At 65.1% G+C, this 18,838-nt stretch carries 21 protein-coding genes; 17 read left to right on the top strand and 4 right to left on the bottom strand.

Going from position 1 to position 18,838, the window contains the following annotated elements:
• Nucleotides 1–3 precede the first annotated feature (3 nt).
• The 17 genes from fliF to HME9302_RS01490 are packed head-to-tail and all read left to right on the top strand — an operon-like array spanning nucleotide 4 to nucleotide 14,332.
• On the top strand, nucleotides 4–1,617 hold the full coding sequence (gene fliF / locus HME9302_RS01570) for a flagellar basal-body MS-ring/collar protein FliF (RefSeq protein ID WP_115365551.1): 1,614 nt from the start codon (nucleotides 4–6) through the stop codon (nucleotides 1,615–1,617).
• A complete protein-coding gene (locus HME9302_RS01565) occupies nucleotides 1,614–2,636 on the top strand; it encodes a flagellar motor switch protein FliG (protein ID WP_115365550.1) in 1,023 nt (340 codons plus the stop codon). The genes fliF and HME9302_RS01565 overlap by 4 nt, the downstream gene beginning before the upstream one ends.
• A gap of 13 nt (nucleotides 2,637–2,649) precedes the next feature.
• A complete protein-coding gene (locus tag HME9302_RS01560; protein WP_147270741.1) occupies nucleotides 2,650–3,303 on the top strand; it encodes a FliH/SctL family protein in 654 nt (217 codons plus the stop codon).
• Nucleotides 3,296–4,660: a FliI/YscN family ATPase gene (locus tag HME9302_RS01555; protein WP_115367385.1), complete on the top strand. Its 1,365-nt coding sequence runs from the start codon at nucleotides 3,296–3,298 to the stop codon at nucleotides 4,658–4,660. The genes HME9302_RS01560 and HME9302_RS01555 overlap by 8 nt, the downstream gene beginning before the upstream one ends.
• Nucleotides 4,644–5,045 carry a hypothetical protein gene (locus HME9302_RS01550; RefSeq protein ID WP_115365548.1) on the top strand — a complete coding sequence of 134 codons (402 nt, stop codon included), beginning with the start codon at nucleotides 4,644–4,646 and terminating at the stop codon, nucleotides 5,043–5,045. Before HME9302_RS01555 ends, HME9302_RS01550 begins: the two co-directional genes overlap by 17 nt.
• Nucleotides 5,046–5,102: 57 nt before the next feature.
• Nucleotides 5,103–6,467, top strand: coding sequence for a hypothetical protein (locus tag HME9302_RS01545; protein WP_115365547.1), 1,365 nt, complete (start codon nucleotides 5,103–5,105; stop codon nucleotides 6,465–6,467).
• Nucleotides 6,468–6,500: 33 nt separating this feature from the next.
• Nucleotides 6,501–7,076 (top strand): flagellar basal body-associated FliL family protein, encoded by a 576-nt coding sequence (locus tag HME9302_RS01540; RefSeq protein WP_115365546.1) that lies wholly within the window; start codon nucleotides 6,501–6,503, stop codon nucleotides 7,074–7,076.
• Nucleotides 7,073–8,011 carry a FliM/FliN family flagellar motor C-terminal domain-containing protein gene (locus HME9302_RS01535; RefSeq protein ID WP_115365545.1) on the top strand — a complete coding sequence of 313 codons (939 nt, stop codon included), beginning with the start codon at nucleotides 7,073–7,075 and terminating at the stop codon, nucleotides 8,009–8,011. Before HME9302_RS01540 ends, HME9302_RS01535 begins: the two co-directional genes overlap by 4 nt.
• Nucleotides 8,008–8,373: a FliM/FliN family flagellar motor switch protein gene (locus HME9302_RS01530; protein ID WP_115365544.1), complete on the top strand. Its 366-nt coding sequence runs from the start codon at nucleotides 8,008–8,010 to the stop codon at nucleotides 8,371–8,373. The genes HME9302_RS01535 and HME9302_RS01530 overlap by 4 nt, the downstream gene beginning before the upstream one ends.
• On the top strand, nucleotides 8,373–8,657 hold the full coding sequence (locus tag HME9302_RS01525; protein ID WP_115365543.1) for a flagellar biosynthetic protein FliO: 285 nt from the start codon (nucleotides 8,373–8,375) through the stop codon (nucleotides 8,655–8,657). Before HME9302_RS01530 ends, HME9302_RS01525 begins: the two co-directional genes overlap by 1 nt.
• Entirely contained in the window at nucleotides 8,654–9,433 is a 780-nt protein-coding gene (gene fliP, locus HME9302_RS01520) for a flagellar type III secretion system pore protein FliP (protein WP_115365542.1), read from the top strand. The genes HME9302_RS01525 and fliP overlap by 4 nt, the downstream gene beginning before the upstream one ends.
• Nucleotides 9,434–9,452: 19 nt before the next feature.
• Nucleotides 9,453–9,725 carry a flagellar biosynthetic protein FliQ gene (locus tag HME9302_RS01515; RefSeq protein ID WP_115367384.1) on the top strand — a complete coding sequence of 91 codons (273 nt, stop codon included), beginning with the start codon at nucleotides 9,453–9,455 and terminating at the stop codon, nucleotides 9,723–9,725.
• Between the two features lie 7 nt (nucleotides 9,726–9,732).
• Nucleotides 9,733–10,515: a flagellar biosynthetic protein FliR gene (gene fliR, locus HME9302_RS01510; RefSeq protein WP_115365541.1), complete on the top strand. Its 783-nt coding sequence runs from the start codon at nucleotides 9,733–9,735 to the stop codon at nucleotides 10,513–10,515.
• On the top strand, nucleotides 10,512–11,642 hold the full coding sequence (locus HME9302_RS01505; RefSeq protein WP_115365540.1) for an EscU/YscU/HrcU family type III secretion system export apparatus switch protein: 1,131 nt from the start codon (nucleotides 10,512–10,514) through the stop codon (nucleotides 11,640–11,642). The genes fliR and HME9302_RS01505 overlap by 4 nt, the downstream gene beginning before the upstream one ends.
• Nucleotides 11,643–11,685: 43 nt before the next feature.
• Nucleotides 11,686–13,143: a flagellar filament capping protein FliD gene (gene fliD, locus HME9302_RS01500; protein ID WP_115365539.1), complete on the top strand. Its 1,458-nt coding sequence runs from the start codon at nucleotides 11,686–11,688 to the stop codon at nucleotides 13,141–13,143.
• A 10-nt stretch (nucleotides 13,144–13,153) separates the two neighbouring features.
• Nucleotides 13,154–13,561, top strand: a complete 408-nt coding sequence (locus HME9302_RS01495) for a flagellar protein FliS (protein WP_181815647.1) — start codon at nucleotides 13,154–13,156, stop codon at nucleotides 13,559–13,561.
• Between the two features lie 45 nt (nucleotides 13,562–13,606).
• A complete protein-coding gene (locus tag HME9302_RS01490) occupies nucleotides 13,607–14,332 on the top strand; it encodes a pirin family protein (RefSeq protein ID WP_115365537.1) in 726 nt (241 codons plus the stop codon).
• Nucleotides 14,333–14,378: 46 nt separating this feature from the next.
• On the opposite strand, the gene HME9302_RS01485 is transcribed toward HME9302_RS01490, so the two are convergent.
• Genes HME9302_RS01485 through HME9302_RS01470 form a run of 4 tightly spaced genes read right to left on the bottom strand, consistent with a single transcriptional unit; the run spans nucleotide 14,379 to nucleotide 18,812 of the window.
• Nucleotides 14,379–15,830, bottom strand: coding sequence for an efflux transporter outer membrane subunit (locus HME9302_RS01485; RefSeq protein WP_115367383.1), 1,452 nt, complete (start codon nucleotides 15,828–15,830; stop codon nucleotides 14,379–14,381).
• A complete protein-coding gene (locus HME9302_RS01480) occupies nucleotides 15,830–16,930 on the bottom strand; it encodes an HlyD family secretion protein (protein WP_115365536.1) in 1,101 nt (366 codons plus the stop codon). Before HME9302_RS01480 ends, HME9302_RS01485 begins: the two co-directional genes overlap by 1 nt.
• A gap of 11 nt (nucleotides 16,931–16,941) precedes the next feature.
• On the bottom strand, nucleotides 16,942–17,679 hold the full coding sequence (locus tag HME9302_RS01475; protein ID WP_230079825.1) for an ABC transporter ATP-binding protein: 738 nt from the start codon (nucleotides 17,677–17,679) through the stop codon (nucleotides 16,942–16,944).
• Nucleotides 17,676–18,812, bottom strand: a complete 1,137-nt coding sequence (locus HME9302_RS01470) for an ABC transporter permease (RefSeq protein WP_115367381.1) — start codon at nucleotides 18,810–18,812, stop codon at nucleotides 17,676–17,678. Before HME9302_RS01470 ends, HME9302_RS01475 begins: the two co-directional genes overlap by 4 nt.
• Nucleotides 18,813–18,838 lie beyond the last annotated feature (26 nt).

The following is an 18,838-nucleotide window of genomic DNA, read 5'->3' as shown; positions in this document are numbered from 1 at the left end:
TAGATGGCCGACGTGCTTTCCCAGACCACTCCCGCCATGCCGCTGACTGGCGGCACCGACGCCGCCCGCCAAAAGGCTGGGGCGTTCTTCGCGCAGCCCGCCATTCGCAAGGCCCTGCCCGCGATTGCCGGGATCGGCGCGTTGGCGGTGGTGGCGGCCATGTGGATGACGCTCGCCACCGGGCCGAGCCGCGTGCTCTATACCAGCCTGTCCGACGGTGAGCGCGCAAGCGTGGTGGAAACGCTGGAAACCGGCGGGATTGACTACGACATCGATAACGCAACCGGCATGCTCAGCGTGGCGGAGGACGACCTTTATCGCGCCCGGATGCTGGTCGCATCGGAAGGCGGCCTTGCCGCGCCCGAAACCGGCAGCGAGATGCTCAACAACATTCCCCTTGGCGCCAGCCGTACCCTGGAAGGGGAGCGCCTGCGGCAAGTGCGCGAACGCGAACTGATGCTGACCATCGGCGAGATCGACGGGGTGGAAGCGGTGCGCGTGCATCTCGCCACGCCGCAACGGTCCGCTTTCGTGCGCGAGAACACCGCCCCCAGCGCCAGTGTGATGGTGCGCCTGTCGCGCGGCCACAGCCTGACCCCGCCGCAGGTTTCCGCTATTGTAAACCTCGTCGCCGGATCCGTTCCCGGCATGACGGCGGATGCGGTGAAACTGGTCGACCAGCATGGCCGCCTGATTTCCGCCACTGCCGATGCCGGGACAGACCGCTTGAAGATGCAGGCCGACCATGAGGAAAAACTGCGGCTGCAGATCGCCAGCCTGCTCGTCCCGATGCTGGGCGAAGGCAATTTTTCCACCGAAGTGCAGGTCGATCTCGACATGAGCGAACAGACCAGCGCGCGCGAAACCTACGACAAGGAAGGCGTGATCCGGTCCGAGACCGAAATGCGATCGAGCCGCGCCGATGCAGCCGCCGCAGCCGGCATTCCCGGCGTCACCGCCAACACCCCGCCACCAGCGGGCGAGCTGGTGGATGGCGCGCCGGAAGGCACCGATGCGGCTGGCGCTGCCGGCACCACCGACAGCGACAGCACCGCGCGGCGTACTTATGAACTTGGCCGCGAGGTTGCGGTATCCAGCAATGGTCCCGGCACCGTGCGCCGCCTGTCGGTCGCGGTCGCGCTCAGCAAGGAGGCGATGGCCCAGATCGCCCCGGTTACGCCCAAACAGATCGAAACCCTTGTTGCCAGCGCAGTTGGTGCCGACGATCAGCGAGGCGACAAGGTCACCGTGGTAACGGGCAAGTTCGACCCGCTCGTAGTTACCGAACCGCCATTTTACGAGACAAGCTGGTTTGCCGCCATCCTGCGCAACGCGGTGGCGCTGATTGCCGTCATTCTGGCGCTTTGGTTCGGCGTCCGCCCGATGGTCCGAGCGCTCAAGCGCGATGATACTGCCGAACAAGGCGATGTTGCAGCGCCCGTAGATGGGCCAGTCGATGGGGGCGAGCTTCAGGCGTCTAACCCGGCACCGCCGGGTGCCACACGCGATAACGATGCCTTGCGCGAACAGGTGGCACTTGCCCGCTCGCTAGCGACGCAGCAACCAGACCGCGCCGCCACCGCCCTGCGCCGGATGCTGGCGGAGCCCGCCGCATGACCGCCGCGCCAGCATCGACCGCTGCGGGCATCAATAGCGAGGCCGAACGCGCCGCCGTTATCGTGATGCTACTGGGCGACGAGGAAGCAGCCGCCGTACTCGCCAAACTCGAACCTGACGAGCTGAAGCGCGTCGGCGAAACGATGTGCGCGATGGGAGAAATCGGACCCGACCGCATTGAGAGCGCTATCGCCGGTTTCATTGCCAGCGCCGATAACGAGGCCTTACCTGCGTATAACCGCCAGCGCCAGGTGCACACCACGATGACCCGCGCGCTGGGCGAGATGAAAGCGGACAGCCTGATGGCCCGCATCGCGCCCACCACGGCCAACGCCTCGCTCGAACTGGCGCGCTGGCTCGCACCTTCAATTATCCTGTCGCTGGTCGATGGCGAACATCCGCAGGCAATCGCCGTGCTCCTGCTGTTGCTGGAACCGGAACCGGCCGCCGAGGTGCTCAGTAAACTGCCGGCTGCCACCCAGTCGCAAGTGGTAGAGCGGGTCGCGCGGCTTGGTCCTGTATCCGCCAGCGCAGTCGAGATGCTCGACGAATTGCTGGCTGCGCGCATCGCCGCCCGTTTTGGCAAGGCCGCGCTCACCATGGGCGGCCCGCGCGAGGCTGCCGAACTTATCAACAACGCCGCCGCCAGCGTGGCCACGCTCGTGGTGCCGGCGATCGGCGAACGCGACGCCGATCTCGCCCGCAAGATCGAAGCGGAAATGTTTACATTCGCGATGGTGCTGGAACTGGACCCTAAGGATATGGGCCGCCTCATCCGCGACGTGGATGGCGAACAGCTGATAGACGCGCTGCTGGGTCTTCCCGAAGACGACCGCGATCCGGTGTTCGGCGCCATGTCCACCCGCGCTGCCGACGGCGTGCGTGACGAAATGGAACTGCGCGGGCGCATCCGCGGCGAGGACGTGAAAGCCGCACAAAAAGCCATCATCGCGCTGGCTCGCAAACTGGGCGAAAGCGGCGAAATTGCTTTCGGGGCGGGCGATGACGACTTTGTTTGAACCAGCGCCTTTCATGCAAATCGTGCCGGATCCGCAAGCCGCGGACGATCAGCCTGCCTGGCGAGGCGATGGCACGTTTGCGAAATCCTTCATGGCCGACAGGCGTTATGCCCGGGACCGCGCCCCCGCGCCCGAAGCCCCGCCGCAAAACGATGCCCATGCCGCCGCGCTGGCCGAAGCCAAAGCAGCTGGACGAGCCGAGGCCGAAGCCGAATTCGCAGATGAGAAAGGCCGGTGGGAACGCCTCGCCTGCGCTTTGAAAAAGGCCGACGACAGCGCGTGCAAGGCTCTGTCGCAGCGGTTGGTCGCGACGATTACGGCGTTGTGCGAACGCACCTTGCAACCGCTGGCGCTCGACGGAGAGCGGCTGGTTGCCCGCTGTGAGGCAGCAGCGCGGTGGCTGGGCGAAAATAGCGGCCATGTGACGCTGCGCCTGCATCCTGCCGATGTCGACTGCTTCGATCCCGACTGCCTGGAATCGCTGGAATTGCAGATCGACGAGACGCTGGAGCGTGGATCACTGGTGCTGTCCGGCCCCGATGGCGAAGTGCATGACGGCCCCGCCGAATGGCGCCGCGCGATTGCCGATGCTTTGGGCGGCCATTGCGACGAAGATAATACAGGCGATGCAGCCGATACTGGCCGCGCGTCAGACGACAATGCTTGAGCACCTCGAACACCATTTCAAACGCCATGACAAAGCCCGGCTGGCGCTCGATCCCGTCCGGCGCGGGCGAGTACAATCCTGCGATGGCGGTTTATTGGAAGTCTCCGGCCAGCCGGCGCCCATCGGCAGCCTGTGCACTATCGAACCGCAGGATGGTGCGCCCACGCTGACAGCCGAAGTCATCGGCTTTCGCGGTCGCCACAGCCTGATGATGATGTTGGGCGATAGCGTGATGCTGGCCCCCGGTGCGCCGGTCCGGGCGTCCGGGCGAGCAGGCAAGGTGCCGGTTGGCGATGCCTTTCTGGGACGCGCCGTAGATGGTCTCGGCCAGCCGATCGATGGCGGCCCGCCGATCCGGGGCGACCGGCTGTGGCCCTTGGGCGGTCTGCGCGAAACCGCACTGGAGCGCGCAAGCGTGGCGGAACCATTCGCCACCGGCGTACGCGCGATCGATGCGCTCACCACCATGGGCGTGGGCCAGCGTATGGGTATCGTAGCCGGGTCCGGCGTGGGCAAATCGGTACTAATCGACATGATTGCACACGGGGCCGAGGCCGATATCGTAATCGTCGGCCTGATCGGGGAGCGCGCCCGCGAAGTCAGCGATTTCGTATCTGCGCATATGGGCGGCGCGGGCAAGGCGGACCGGGCGAAGCGCACCATCGTGGTCGCCGTACCCGCCGACCATGCCCCCAACCTGCGCCTGCGCGGGGCGCAATATGCCGCTTCGCTGGCGGAATATTACCGCAAATCGGGCAAGCGCGTGCTACTCATCATGGACAGCCTGACCCGCGTTGCTCACGCAGCGCGCGAGATCGCGTTGCTTCTGGGCGAGCCCGGTGCAGCGCGCGGCTATCCCCCCAGTGCTTTGGCTGCGATTACCCGGCTGGTCGAACGGGCGGGCAATTCCACCAGCAGCGGCGGGGCGGTTACCGGGCTTTATACCGTGCTCGCCGATGGCGACGATGCCAACGATCCGGTGGTCGATACGGCGCGCGCCATTCTGGACGGCCATGTCGTTTTGTCGCGCGAACTGGCACAGCGCGGCCAATATCCCGCCATCGACGTGCCCGCTTCGCTGAGCCGGGTAATGACCGCAGTCACCGCGCCCGAACATCTCGCTGCGGCGCGGCAATTTCGTGCGCTGATCGCGGATTACGAAAGCAATCGCGACCTTGTGCTGATGGGCGCTTACCGCGAAGGGGCCGACGCCGATGTCGATCGCGCGATGGCGATGCACCCCGCACTCACCCGCTTCCTGTCGCAGGATGTGGACATACGCGCCGCGCTTGCGGACAGTATCGACGCGCTTGCCGCGCTGATGACGCAGGACGGCATACATGACGCAGAGCACTGACGCCGCGCGGATCGCGCGCTTGCGCCGCATGCAACGCGTGCGCGCGATCGAGCGCACCACGGCCATGCGCGACGCAGCCGAGCAGATGGACCGGCATCGCCGCCTGGAAACGCTTGCCCGGCGCAGCGAAACACTTGCGCCCAAACCGGTGACAGGCCCAGCTTCGGGGGCCGACCTGGCCGCCAGCGCCAGCTTTACCGCGCAGGTTTCGGCCTTGATCCGGCAGACCGCGCAGGACAGCCGCGACGCTGCCGGCGAAGCCACGCTCGCGGCGACCAGACTGGCGCAGGCGGACCACCGCTGCACCGTGCTGCGAGACCGGGCAGACGACGCGGTGCGCGACTTGGCGCGCGACTTGGCACGAAACGTGAAGGGCAAAGGATAACCCAGCGAAGCGCGCAACCGGCGCGCAGCCCGAACGGGCCGGAACGAGGAACCGTGCATGACGAGCCTGCCTGATCTGCTTTCTTCCACACCAATAAAAGGCGCGGAAATCTCCCAGAAAACCGCCGCTTTAGCGCAGGAAGCGGGAACTAGCGATGATGGCGTGGATTTCGCGTCGCTCGTCGAATGGTCTGCGATAATCGATGCGCCGGCCCCGACAGCGACCGCGCTTCCGGCAGCAACCGGCAAGGAATTGCCACCCGGCGGAGAGACGTTGCCGGACCTGCCGGTTTCGCTGCCGAAAATCGCGCAGCCGCTTGCCGCATTGGCGCCAGCCATATCGGCACCGGAAGATGATGCGCCAACCAAGTTCGATGCAGAAACGCTACCCGCCGCAAAGACTTTTCCCCTGCCGTTGCTGAACCGCGCACCTGTCGTATCGGGTGAGATCGGGGAAGTTGCAGAATCCGCCGGTCAGGCTGGAGGGCCAAAGGCCACCAATGCCAAAGGCATGCCCACAGATTTTCGTATCACCAGTATCGACGGGTTCCGGCAGGCCGCCTGGCAAGTGGTTCGCACGGTGGATGCAAGCGGCAAGCAGACCACCACGCACGCCGCCGACGCTCCGACACCCGGCGGGGCGGCACCCGCGCAACCCGCGCAACTCACGTCACCCACGCTGCCCACGCTGGCGGTTGCTGGTATGGCTGTTTCCGGCCCTTTGTACGCAGCGCTGAAGGATATGCGCGGCAGCGTAATGGACGCTGCGACCACGCCGCCGAAGGGCGCATCGGCACCATCCGCCCCCGTAACCGTCGCGGCACCTGAAACATCGGTTGCAGCACCGGCGCAAGTGCAACCGGCACCGTCCGTCACGCTGCAACCCGCGCCGATCGCTTCCGCCACGTCCCAGCCCATTACACAACCTGCACAAGCCGCCCCGACCCACGATTTCGAAGGGCTGGTAGACCGCCTCGCCGCCGCGCGGGAAACCGCCATGGGTGGCCGCGCACAGCTCGCCATGAACCACACCGAATTCGGTCCGGTGTCCATGCGGATGGAAGCGCTGGGAACGGCTGCCGGCGCTGCTGCCGGTATCATGAAAGTCGCGCTCGCCAGCGCCGACCCGGATTTCGCGCCCGCCGCGCAGCACGCATTGGCGCAGGCTGCACAGATCACAACGATCGCCCAACCCGAGCGTGTCAGCGCGGCCGAGGCCTTGCGCGACGCAGCCAGCCAGCATGGCGGCACCAGCACCAATGACAGCCAGGGCCGTGCGCAGGACCGTGATGGCGAAGCTGGCAGAGGCACGCGCCAGCCTACCGAGAACGTGTCCGCCTCCCCCGACAAGGCGATCGACAGGCACGCGCCCGACATCGCTATCCGGCAGGACGAACAGGCCGACCGCGCGCTTTATCTCTGATCCACACCCGACACTTCGACAGGAAACCGACCCATGACTTCGCCTGCAACCGACACCGCCGTCCCCAAGAAAAAGAGCAAGCTCAAACCCCTGCTGCTGGGCGCCGTATTGCTGGCGATGGGTGCAGGCGGCGCAGCGGGCGCGATGCATATGGGTTATATCGGTAGCGCGTCGGCAGATGATGGCCCGGACACGCCGCACCTCGTCCTAAAAGGTAGCGAGGACCCTTATTTCCCCGAAGGCACTGACAAGGAACAATCCGAAGCAGTCGATGGCGAAGGCGGTAGCAAATACCGCACCGTCTATTACAATTTCGAAGAAGGTTTTACATCCAACCTCAAGGATTCCAGCGGGCTCGTGCAGGTCAGCCTGGCTGCTTCCACCCGGCATGACGGGCGGGTTCTGCAATGGCTCGACCGGCACGAATTGGCCGTGCGATCCGCCATGCTGGTAGAACTCGCCAACACCAGCGAGGACGATGCCTATTCGGTTTCCGGCAAGGCGAAGCTGCAGAAGCGTCTGGCCGAGGCCACGAACCGCGTCTTGACGGAACGCGAAGGCTTTGGCGGCGTCGATGCGATCTATTTCCGCAGCTACCTCGTCCAGTGAACCGCGCCCATCCGACCAAGGCCGCGCATTGTGCCGAGCTGCTGCGCGAACCCCGCGCCGCCGCAGATCCTGCGATTGCCGCCGAAGCATTCGGCAAGGCATTTGCCGCCGCGCTGGTACAACCGCTTGCCAGCCTGTTGGGCGGCAAGGCCCCGCGCGTGACCTGCAAGCTGGAACGCGCCGACGCGTCGGTCTGCGTGACCGACGGCGGCGCGCTGGCTGCACATTTCCTGCTGGAAGACGACGTCCGCCCGCATGCCATTGTGGCGACGCTAGGCGGCGCGGCTGCACTGTCGCTATGCGACCGCGCGTTTGGCGGAACCGGCGAAACCGCCGATCCCCTGCCGGAAACCATGCCGATGTCCGCCAATCTCATGCTGGACCGCTTCGGCGCAGTTCTGGCGCGCGCTTGCGGATCGGCCCTTGGCGAAGGCAATGCGGTTTCGCTCGTGCGCCGTAGCGATGCCGTCGCCCGGATCGTGCCATTCGGGCGGATCGCGGAATGTTTCGTGTTGACGCTGGAGGTTTCGGAAGAAGCTGGGGCCGCGCCTGATGAAAACGCATCTGCCTCGTGGAGCATCCGGCTGATTGCTGATGTCCCCGGCCTATCGGCTTGGCTCCGTGCCGCCGAAGACAGCGCGCCATCCGCCGCTCTGGACAAGACGGACCAGACTACCACGACAACCAGCCCGATCTTCGGCGAGATCGACTTACCGCTGCGCGCGACATTGGCGGATATCAAGCTACCGCTGTCGCGTCTTTCGCGCCTCTCGCCCGGCGACGAGATTCCGCTGCCCTTGCGCCGCGATGTACCGCTGACGGTTGGCGGCAGGGGGCGCAATGCACGGATTATCGCGCATGGCACGGTCGGCAATTTCGACGACCGAGCCGCTCTGCGGCTGACCAGAATTTCCACCCAAGGGGACCGACCATGACCACTGATATTGCCGGCGATATTGCAGGCGACATTGCGGGCGACATCGCCGCCGAAGCCGCGCCGCACAAACCCGCTCCTGCTTCCGCGCCGGCTGGCGGGCTGGACTTCTTGCGCGACGTCGATGTCTGCGTTTCGGTCGAACTGGGCCAGACTACCATGCGCCTGAAGGATGTGATGGCGCTGGGGGAGGACAGCGTGGTCCCGCTCGACCGGATGACCGACGAATTGCTCGACGTACAGGTCAATGGCCGCACCATCGCCCATGCCGAAATCGTCAACAATGACGGGCGGTTCGCGCTGCGCATCGTGCATATGGCGGGCGAAGATGGCGGACACATGTCCGGCGGCGGAAACGGCTGATGGGCTGGTATATTCTCAAACTGGCACTGCTGCTGCCGCTGCTCGGCCTGATGATCTGGGGCTGCCTGTATTTGTCGAAACGGATGCAGGACAAATTGGCCCGCCCCGGCGCGGAAAAGGCCGTGCGGCTGGTCGAAACCAGCCTGCTCGCACCCGGCGTCAGGCTGGCCGTGATCGAGTTTCGCGGGCGGGAAATCCTTGTCGGCAGCACCAAGCAGGGCCTCACCCGGCTCGCGGAGGCTGACGCGCCCGGCAGGCCCGTCATTGCGGAGAACCCGTCGTGAAACGGTATTTCATTGTTGCGGTTGCGGTCGCAGCGGCCTTCCAACCCGAATTGGCGCTGGCTCAGGACGCAGCGGGTTCCGGCGCCGGGGCAAGTATCGGCGGCGCGCTCGAACGGGCGCTCGACGGCGCTTCGGAAGGGGGCGAGGCGCCCTTGTCGCTATCGTTGCAGATCCTGCTCCTCATGGGGCTGCTCACGATCCTGCCTGCACTGCTGCTGATGATGACCAGTTTCACCCGCATCCTCATCGTATTGTCGATCCTGCGCCAGGCGCTAGGCCTGCAACAGTCGCCGCCGAACCAGGTCCTCATTGGCCTGTCGCTGTTCCTCAGCCTGTTCATCATGGCGCCCACGCTCGACACGGTGAACCGCACCGCGATCGAACCCTATGCTGCAGGCACGATGCAGGCGGAGCAGGCGATCGAGGCGGCGGGGGACGCGTTCCATGGCTTCATGGTTAAGCAGACCCGCCAGAACGACCTCGTGATGTTCGCCGATATCGCCGATGCCGGCAGGTTCGAAAATCCGCAATCCGTGCCGTTCTCCATCCTGCTGCCCGCATTCGTCACCAGCGAGTTAAAGACGGCATTTCAGATCGGCTTCATGTTGTTCCTCCCGTTCCTCGTCATCGATCTGGTGGTGGCCAGCGTGCTGATGAGCCTCGGCATGATGATGCTCAGCCCGACGATCGTGTCGCTGCCATTCAAACTGCTTTTGTTCGTGCTTGTCGATGGCTGGGCCATGCTGATGGGCAGCCTCGCCATGAGTTTCGCGTGATGGGGAGCTTCGCATGATGATGGACGATTCCGCTTCGCTGCTGGCACTGGCCGACCGGATGCTGTGGGTTACGGCACTGATCGCTGCGCCGATCCTGCTTTCGGCGCTTGCCGTCGGGCTGCTGGTCGGGGTGATTCAGGCGGCAACTTCGGTAAACGAACAGACGCTGACCTTCGTACCCAAACTGGGGATGATCGCGCTGGTGCTGGTCCTGTTCGGCGCATCGATGATGACCATAACGGGCGATTTCTTCGCCGATATCTTCGCGGCTATCGCGGATATTTCCGGATGACGCAGCCATGATTTTGCCGGATTTCGGCTTTGGCGGGATCGAGGACCAGCTGTGGATGCTACTGTTCGTGATGATCCGCTGCGGCGCGGCCATGCTGGCGGCACCGATCTTCGGCGCAGCAGGCGTGCCGGTGCAGGTCCGCATCGTGCTGGCGGGTGCGCTGGGCGTGTTCATTCTCGCCTGGGTTCCCGTCACCGTGCCGCAGGATCTGTTCTCGCTTCCGGGAGCGGTAACGATCGCGGGCGAGGTGCTGATCGGACTGGCGATGGGCTTCGTCCTGCAACTGACATTCGCCGCGCCGGTAATCGGGGCGGAACTGATTTCGGGCACCATGGGCATGGCCATTGCCACCGCAATCGACCCTAACTCAGGATCGCAATCGGGCGCTTTGGGGCAATATTTCGGCATCGTCCTGACGTTGGTATTCCTTGCCGTGGGCGGACATCTGCTGTGGCTCGACCTCGTCATCGAAAGCTACCGCAGCCTGCCACCGGGTGCGGGCGCGTTTCGGCCCGAAGACGGCGCGCAGATTGCCGCCTTTGCCGCGCGCATGTTCGCCACCGGCCTTGCCATCGCGCTGCCCGTCACGCTGGTGCTGCTGCTGGTGCAATTGGCGACCGGCGTCGTCAGCCGCTCGGCCCCGTCGCTCAACCTGTTTGCGCTCGGCCTGCCCGCCGGTATCCTGGCAGGGCTCGTAGCGCTCATCATCTCCTTTCCGCTGATGACCGACCGCTTCGTCGAACTGTCGCGCGCAGGCATCGAACAGGTGGCGGAGGTCGCCCGGATATGAGCGATCAGGCCGGCGAAAAATCATTCGATCCGACACCCAAGCGCAAGGCGGATGCAGCAAAGAAGGGCGATGTGCTGCGCTCCAAGGAGCTGGCCACCGCGGTATCGATGGCAGTCGGGGGCGTCTGGCTGATGCTGGCGGGACCATGGCTGTTCGGAAATGTCGGCAGCGCGGCGCGCGCGGCGTTCGAATTCGAGCGAGACAGCATCGTCTATTTCGCACCCGAACAGCTGATGACCGGCCTGCTCGGTTCGATCCTGCCGCCGATCCTGACGCTGGGCGGCGTGGTCATGATCGCGACCGTCGCATCGCAACTGGGCTTCGGCGAAGGGCGTTTTCTGATGGGCAATCTCGCGCCCAAGGGATCGCGCCTCAATCCGGCCAATGGCTTCAAGCGGATGTTCGGTACGCAGGGTCTGGTGGAACTGGGCAAGAGCATCCTCAAGCTGGTGCTGCTGAGCGGGCTGACCGCGTGGTGGGCGTATCACAATGTCATGCCGCTGCTGCGCCTTGGCGATGGCGATCTGGTGGCGCAGCTTGGCGCCGCGTGGGATGCGATGGCGCAGCTGCTGATGCTGTTGTCTGTGGGTCTTGCGCTGATCGCGCTGATCGATTTCCCGATCCAGTTGCTGCGCCGTCTGGGCCGGCTCAAGATGACGCAGCAGGATCTGCGCGACGAGGACAAACAGGCGGAAGGTTCGCCGGAAAAACGCATGATGATCCGCCAGCGGCAGCGCAAGATGGCGCGCGGCGGCGTGGCGAAGGCGGTGGGCGAGGCGCAGTTCATCCTCACCAATCCCAGCCATTTCTCGGTCGCGATGACTTACGATCCGGAGCTTGCATCCGCGCCCGTGGTGCTGGCCAAGGGCCGCGATGAAAAGGCGTTGGCGATGCGCGAACTGGCGGGCGAGCTGGATATCCCGGTGCTGGAATATCCGGCGCTTGCACGTTCGGTGTATTTCACCACCCGCGAAAATCAGGTGATCCGCGCCGAACTCTATGCCGCCATCGCCAGCATCCTTGCCTTTGTGTTTTCCCTGAAGCGCGGCACCCCGATTGCCCGCCCCCTGGTCAGCGTACCGGTCGAGCTGCAATTCGATGCCACCGGCAAACTGAAGGCGGCATAGCGCACGCCCTTAACATGCGGCCCGCCCGGCCGTTCTCGGGGGCATGGAAACCACTGCTACACAGAACACCGGCTCGCGCATCATCTCTACTTTGGGGGTAGGCAGCGGGGTGGATATGGTCCAGCTGGCAAGCGACCTGTCCGAAGCGCGCTTCATGGCACAAAAGGCGCGGCTGGAGCAGCAGAGCGAGACGCTGGACACGCGCATCTCCTCCGCCGCGGCGCTGCGCGGGCAGCTTACCCAGCTGGCAACCGCGCTTGGCGACCGGGTTCGCAGCGGCGACCTGGCCCCTGCCGCCACCATCGGCAACAGCGCCGTAGCCAATGTGTCGGTGGGATCGGGCAGCGCACCTTCAGGCACCTATTCGCTGGAAGTGACCAGCCTCGCCGCATCGCAGACGTTGGCCAGCAAGACCTATGCGAGCGGCGCGGCCACTGTCGGGGCAGGCACGCTGGATATCAATTTCGGTACGGTTGCGGGCGCGAATTTCACCGCCGACACCTCCCAGAACACCCTGTCGATAGCAGTGACGGCGGACGATACGCTGGAAACGCTGGCGGCAAAGATCAACCAGGCGGGCGGTCCGGTGCGCGCCTATGTGGCCACTAACGCAAACGGCGCGCAGCTGGTCATGAAAGGCGATGAGGGTGCGACCGGCGGTTTTACAATCGAGACCACTCCGAGCGGCGTGACCCGCCTGCCCGGTACTGCCGCACGTGCTGGCGAGCTGGATTATCTCAACTGGCAGCCATCGTCGGACACCGGGCAGCTTAAACAGACGGCTGGCGATGCCGCATTTCTGCTGGATGGGGTGGAAATGACATCCGGCTCCAACACCGTATCCGGTTTGCCCGGCGGGCTGTCGCTGACGTTAAAACAAACCAATATCGGCGCACCGACCACGATTGGCTTCAGCGATCGCACCGCAAACATCGCCGGCCTGATGAGCGATTTCGTCGCCGCGCTGAACGACATTACCGGCACCTTGCGCGAAGCCGCCGCACCGCTTGGCGGGGAACTGGGCAGCGATCCCGGCGCGCGGGCACTGAAGCGGGCCTTTGCCAGCATGACCACCGCGGTCGTAATGCCGAACGCCGTGGCGGGCGCGCCCAATACGCTGGGCGATCTGGGGCTTGTGCTGGGCCGCGACGGTACGTTCTCGCTCGACAGCAACCGGTTGAACGCCACGCTCGCCACCGATCCGGAAGGGGCAGCCGCCATGTTCACCACCGGCATTCACGGGGTCTATGCCACGTTCGACAAGCTGGCCCGCAACACCGCAAGCCGCAAGGATCCCGGCTCCCTCGCCGGATCCGAAGCACGTTACAATGCGCAGTCGGAACGGATTGAGGACAAGCTTGCACGTATCGCCGAACAGCAGGAAAGCTTGCGCGAACGCCTGACCAAGACCTTCGCCGCCGCCGACCGCAACGTAAACGCATCGCAATCCACGCTGAGCTTCCTGCAAAGCCAGATCGCGGTCTGGAACGCGGACAAGTGATATGACCCTGATGACACAACTTCAAAACGGGTCGCACAACGGCGCACGAAATGGGGCCGCCGCCGCTTACCGCCGGGTGGAACTGGACGCGCTGGTGCTGGGTTCCTCCGGTCCGGCGCTGGTGCATCTTTGCCTTGGCGAGGCCATCGCCGCCCTCGACCGGGCAGCCAGTCCCATTGCCGGGTCCCAGCGCAGCATCCGGTCCGCTGCCCTGTGCCGTGTTTTGCTGGCGCTATCCGCCCTGCGCGCCGGGGTGGACGCGGCAAAGCCGATCGGTCCGGCACTTCTTGAGATCTACGCGGCGGCAAGCGATGCGGTGACTGCCGCAACGCTGCAATACCGCGCCGAACCGCTCGCCCGCGTGCGGCAGGACCTGTGCGATCTGCGGGACGCGATCCCGCGATCTTCCGCCCCTTGACAGGGTTCCTATATAAGACGGGCAACCCCAGTGGGAGAACCCGATATGACCACCGACACCGCTACACTCGCCCAGGTAGAATTGCGCGCCTTCGACACGCTCGGCGCTGCGAACCATGGCTGGCTCGACGCGCGCCATCACTTCAGCTTCGCCAGTTATCATGACCCCGCCCGCATGGGCTGGGGCCCACTGCGCGTCTGGAACGACGATCATATCGCCGCGAAATCCGGCTTCCCGCCGCACAGCCATGCCGACATGGAAATTATCACCTATGTCAGGAAAGGCGCGATTACGCATAAGGACAGCCTGGGCAATGAAGGCCGTACCGAGGCAGGCGACGTTCAGGTCATGAGCGCGGGTAGCGGCATCCAGCACGCCGAATATAATCTGGAGCCGGACGAAACCAGCCTATTCCAGATCTGGATCATGCCGAGGGAACGCGGCGGCAAACCAAGCTGGGGCGCGCGTCCTTTCCCCAAGGCCGACCGCACCGGCCAGATGCAGGTGCTCGCCAGCGGATACGATGGTGACGGTGATGCTCTGCCGATCCGGGCCGATGGCCGAGTTTACGGCGCTACGATGGTACCGGGAGCCACGATTACGCACGACATCGCCGGAAATCGCCTCGCCTATCTGGTGGCCGCGCGCGGTAAGTTGGTAGTGAACGGAGTAACGGTCGATGCTCGGGACGGTTTGGCCATACGCGGCGGTCGGCTGGAAATTCGCGCGGAAGCGGACAGCGAATTCGTGATGGTGGAAACGGCCGAATAAACTTCGCCCGACATGCGGGACGAACCGGGTCTGGTTCGGCTGCCGGTCAGTCCATTTCGTCCTGCATGTCAGCCCCGTCACCATAGGCTCCGCCGCCGCCCAGCACCTGCCATAGCACCACACGCGCGCGGCGGGCCTGACCCAGAGCTGCGGCAGCGCGTTCGCCGGAGGCATCGGCGGCGCGGCGGGCTTCCAAGACTTCGAGGAAATTGCTCAGACCGGCGCGAAACCGTGTATCCGCCAGCCGTGCCGCGCGCTCCGCCGTATCGCGTTCGGCATTGGCGGCGGCCAGTTCGCGGTCGGCGGCGGCGATTACGCCGTAACCTGCTTCCGCCTCGCCCAGCCCGGTATAGACCGCCCCGCGATAGGCCTGGAACGCCGCGCGCTTGTCAGCGGCGGCAAGGTCGATCTCCGCTTCCACCCGCCCGAAATCCACCAGGGGCGCAGCGACGGCAGCGACCAGTGAACCGACGATGGAATCCGTGTCGAACAGGTCGGCGGGGCTGAAGGCCAACAGGCCTAGCGTGCCGGACAGGCTGAAATCGGGGAAGCGACTGGCGGCGGCGGCATACAGCTCCGCATCGTTGGCCGCCAGATTGGCCGCAGCGGCGAGCACGTCGGGACGGTTCGACAAGAGGACGGCAGGCGCGGCTGCGGGCGCAGGGGGAAGCGCGCCGGTTTGTTCGTACCCGGCGCCCTGAGCCAACGCCGCCGTCACGTTTTGTGCAGGGGTCGCCGTCAGCGTAACCAGCCTACCGACCAGCCGCGCGCGTTCGGAGCGCAAGCTTTCCAAACGCCGCCGCGATGCCGCTGCCGCACTTTGCGCGCGAACCCGGTCAAAACCCGGAGCGATACCTGCTTCTTCGCGCACCCCGGCCAACCGCACGAGCTCGCTCGCTGCATCGAGATCCTGTTGTAGCGCTGCGGCGCGCTCGTCCAGCGTGCGCCAATCGATTACACTGGCAGCAATTTCCGCGACCAATGCTAGCCGTATCGCAGCGGCCTGCGATCCCGCCGCGTCGACGCGCAGCGTTGCGGCACGGTCCCGCAAGCGCAGACGGCCGAAGATGTCGGGGTTCCAGCTGGCGTTGAGGTTCGCGCCGTAGCTGACCTGTTCGGTGTCGATATCGATGCCGGGCGGCAACGCGCCGCCGAACTGGGCCGGATTGGTGCGCGTCGCCGTGACATTTCCGCCAGCGCCAATCGTGGGTAGTCGTTGCGCCCCGGCGCGCGCGGCGCGGGCCTGCGCCGCGTCGACCCGGGCAAGCGCCTCCGCCAGGGTGGGCGAGCCTTCCAGAGCAGCGGCGGCGAGTGTCTCGAACGCGGGGTCGCCCTCTGGCAACAACGCGCCCACGCTCGCGCCGGTCACGGCATCGGGCGCATAGGCGAAATTTTGCGGCAATTGCGGTATGGGCGTCGAGATTTCAGGTGGCGGACCCGCAACACAGGCGGACAGTGCCAGGGCCGATCCGAACGGCAGAAGCAGGCGATGTCGCATCATTCGTCCTCGGCAGCGGCGGCGGCCGCAGCTTCGGCCGCCTGTTTGCGCGCGGCCTCTCGGGCGCGGGCGTTGGCCGGGATGAATGCATCGACCTGTTGGCCTACGCGGAACAGGCCCCGGGTCCGGGCGGTCGGCGCGGGCAGCGCATAAATTACCTGCAGCACCCGTACATCGACGCGTTCCGCCGCGGTGTTGGTGAGCGAGCGTTTGGGCACGACTTGCGGTTCGGCGCGCACGAAGCTCGCCTTCACCTGCCGGTCGGCCGCCCCGCGCGGGGACACGGTCGCAGGCTCACCCAGCGCGATCTTGCCCGCCTCGTCCTCGTCGATATCCACCCGGATATGCAGTGGGCGCGTCTGCCCCATCTGGATGTAACTGGCCGCACCGCCGCCACCGGGCTGCCCGGCGCTGACGAACTCGCCCGGGCGGATATCGACGCTAAGAATTTCACCTGCGATCGGGGCACGCACGACCAGCCGGCCAAGCTCGGTCTGCGCGCTGCCCGATGCGGCCTGCGTGCTGCGCAGCCGGGCCTGTGCCGCATTCAGCCGCGCTTCGGCAAGCTGGCGGCGCTGGCGTGCGCTGGCGGCGTCGCCTTCCGCGCGAATGACTTCGGCCCGGCTGACGGCGGCGGGATCGGAAATGCCGCGATAGAGCGCAAGCTGGCGGCTGGCTGTCTGTTCCGCCGTGCGCGCTTCGGCGATAGCGGCGCGTGCTTCTGCAATGGCGGCGCGTGCCTCGCCCCCGGCGGCTTGCGTTTCGGTCAGGCGTGAGCGGGCTGCACGGTCATCCACCGTGAACAGCGGCTGGCCCTTCTCGACATAGTCGCCCGGCTCGACACGTAAATCGGTGACGAGGCCGGATAGCGCGGTGCCGATATCGATCAGCTCGCTCGATGGTTCCACCACACCACTGCCCGCGACCCGTGCCGCTTCCGCCAGTTCGCCGGTCGCCTTGGGTGGCTGTTCGCGCGGATCGGCCAACTCACGGTCGGGCTGGCCCGCCATGATGTAGAACACCGCCAGCACCAGCGCGAGAACCGCGATGATCGGCAGCACTTGCCTCGAAAAGCTGACATTGTCGGGCAGCAGTCCCATAATTCGGTCCTTCAGTGTCCGTCCGGCATTTCGGTGCCGTCATGTATGATATTGCCGTCTTCCAGCACCAGGATGCGGTCGGCGAGGTCGAAAATGCGATTGTCGTGAGTAACGATGATGACGCTGCGATCTTCCGCCACCGCCACTTCGCGCAGCAGGTCCATCACCCGGCGGCCAGATCGTGCGTCGAGCGCTGCAGTCGGCTCGTCGCAAACCACCAGCCGGGGTTCGTGAACGAGTGCACGGGCGATGGCCACGCGCTGTTGCTGGCCGCCGGATAGCTGGCTTGGCAGTTTGCTCGCCTGATCCGCGATATTGAGTTTTTCCAGCATCTCGGTCGCGCGCCGCCGCGCCTCGTGCCGGTCCATTCCTTGCGCAATCAGCGGCACGGCGGCGTTGCTGGCCGCATCGATGCTGGGGATCAGATTGTACTGCTGGAATATGAAACCGATATTTTGCAGCCGGAAATTGACCAGCTCGGTATCCGACAGGCCGTAGATGTCCGTGCCGAACACCTCCACTTCGCCCTGCGTCGGATAGAGAATGCCGCACATGATCGAAATGAGGGTCGTCTTGCCCGATCCGGATTCGCCCACCAGGAACGTCAGCTCGCCCGCGCGCACATCGAGGTCGATGCCGTGCAGCACCGTGATGGTTTGCTGCCCGGCCTCGAAATCGCGCGTCACTCCGCGCGTGGAAATGGCGTTGGACACAGCTTCGTCCGTGGCTGTCTCGTGCAGCGGGCTCACCGGAACACCGCCGCCGGTTCGGTCTTCAGTACGCTGCGCAGCGCCAACCAGCCGGTCAGCGCGAGGATAATGGCCACCGCAACCAGGCTGATAAGCGGCACCTGCCACGGAATATAGAAGCCCTTGAAGGTCGGGTTCGCGGAAAACCCCTGGATGAACGCGATCGTGCCCAGCACGCCCAGCCCGTATCCGATCAGGCCCACCAGCCCCGCTTGCGCGGCAACCATCCGGCGGATCTTGGCATTGGTCACGCCAATCGCCTTCAGCGCGCCGAACTGCTTGATATTGTCGCGAATGAATAGGCTGAAGGTCAGGCCGACGATAGCCACACCGACAATGAAGCCGAGCGCCACGGTAATCCCGAAATTGAGCGGAATACCGGTGTTCTCGATGATGAAGTCCACCCCGTCGCGCGCGAATTCGTCACGGGTGCGGGCGCGCAGGCCGGTTGCTTGCGTGATACGCTGCGTCAAAGCTTCGGGCGGCACGCCATCCACCGCTTTCACCAGCACGAAGCTCATCCGGTTGCGGGTACCGGGGACATATCCGAGTGCGCGGGAATAGCGGGTGTAGAGCACCACCTGACTGGTGAAGCTGGGGATCGCATCGACGATCCCGCTGATGATGGCACGGCGGTCGTTCAGTTCCAGACGTTGCCCTATCGGAGAAATCTCCGGCGGGAACATGCGCGTCGCGCCGACATCGTCGATCAACACTGCATCAGGGTTGTCGAGCGCTGCGAAATCGCCTTCCACCATGCTCTTGGGCAAACCGATCAGCGTGGCATCGTCCACCCCAATCACCGTTACCCCTTCCAGGTCGCCATCTGCCGTCCGGACCGAGGCCCCTGCACGCAGATGCGGTACGGCCCAAGACACGCCGGGCACTCCGCGCACCTTGTCGAGCGCAGTTGCGGGTAGCGGAAAATTCACATCGGTGGTGCGGCTGACCGGGTCCATCACCCAAATATCTGCAGTTGCCACATTATACGCGCCGCTCGCGCCGCGTTCGATCAGATTGACGAAAATCGTCAGCTGCTGGGTGATAAGCAGAGTGGAAAAGGCGATGCCGAACAGAAGCCCGTAGAACTTCTGCCTGTCGCCCGTCAGCATGCGGATCGCGATCCAGGTCATCCCGGCAGGCCCATCGATGTTCCGCC

Source organism: Alteripontixanthobacter maritimus (assembly GCF_003340475.1).
Taxonomy (GTDB): Bacteria; Pseudomonadota; Alphaproteobacteria; order Sphingomonadales; family Sphingomonadaceae; genus Alteripontixanthobacter; species Alteripontixanthobacter maritimus.
Note: the sequence above shows the minus strand (reverse complement) of the source record. Positions and strands in the feature narration are given on the sequence as shown.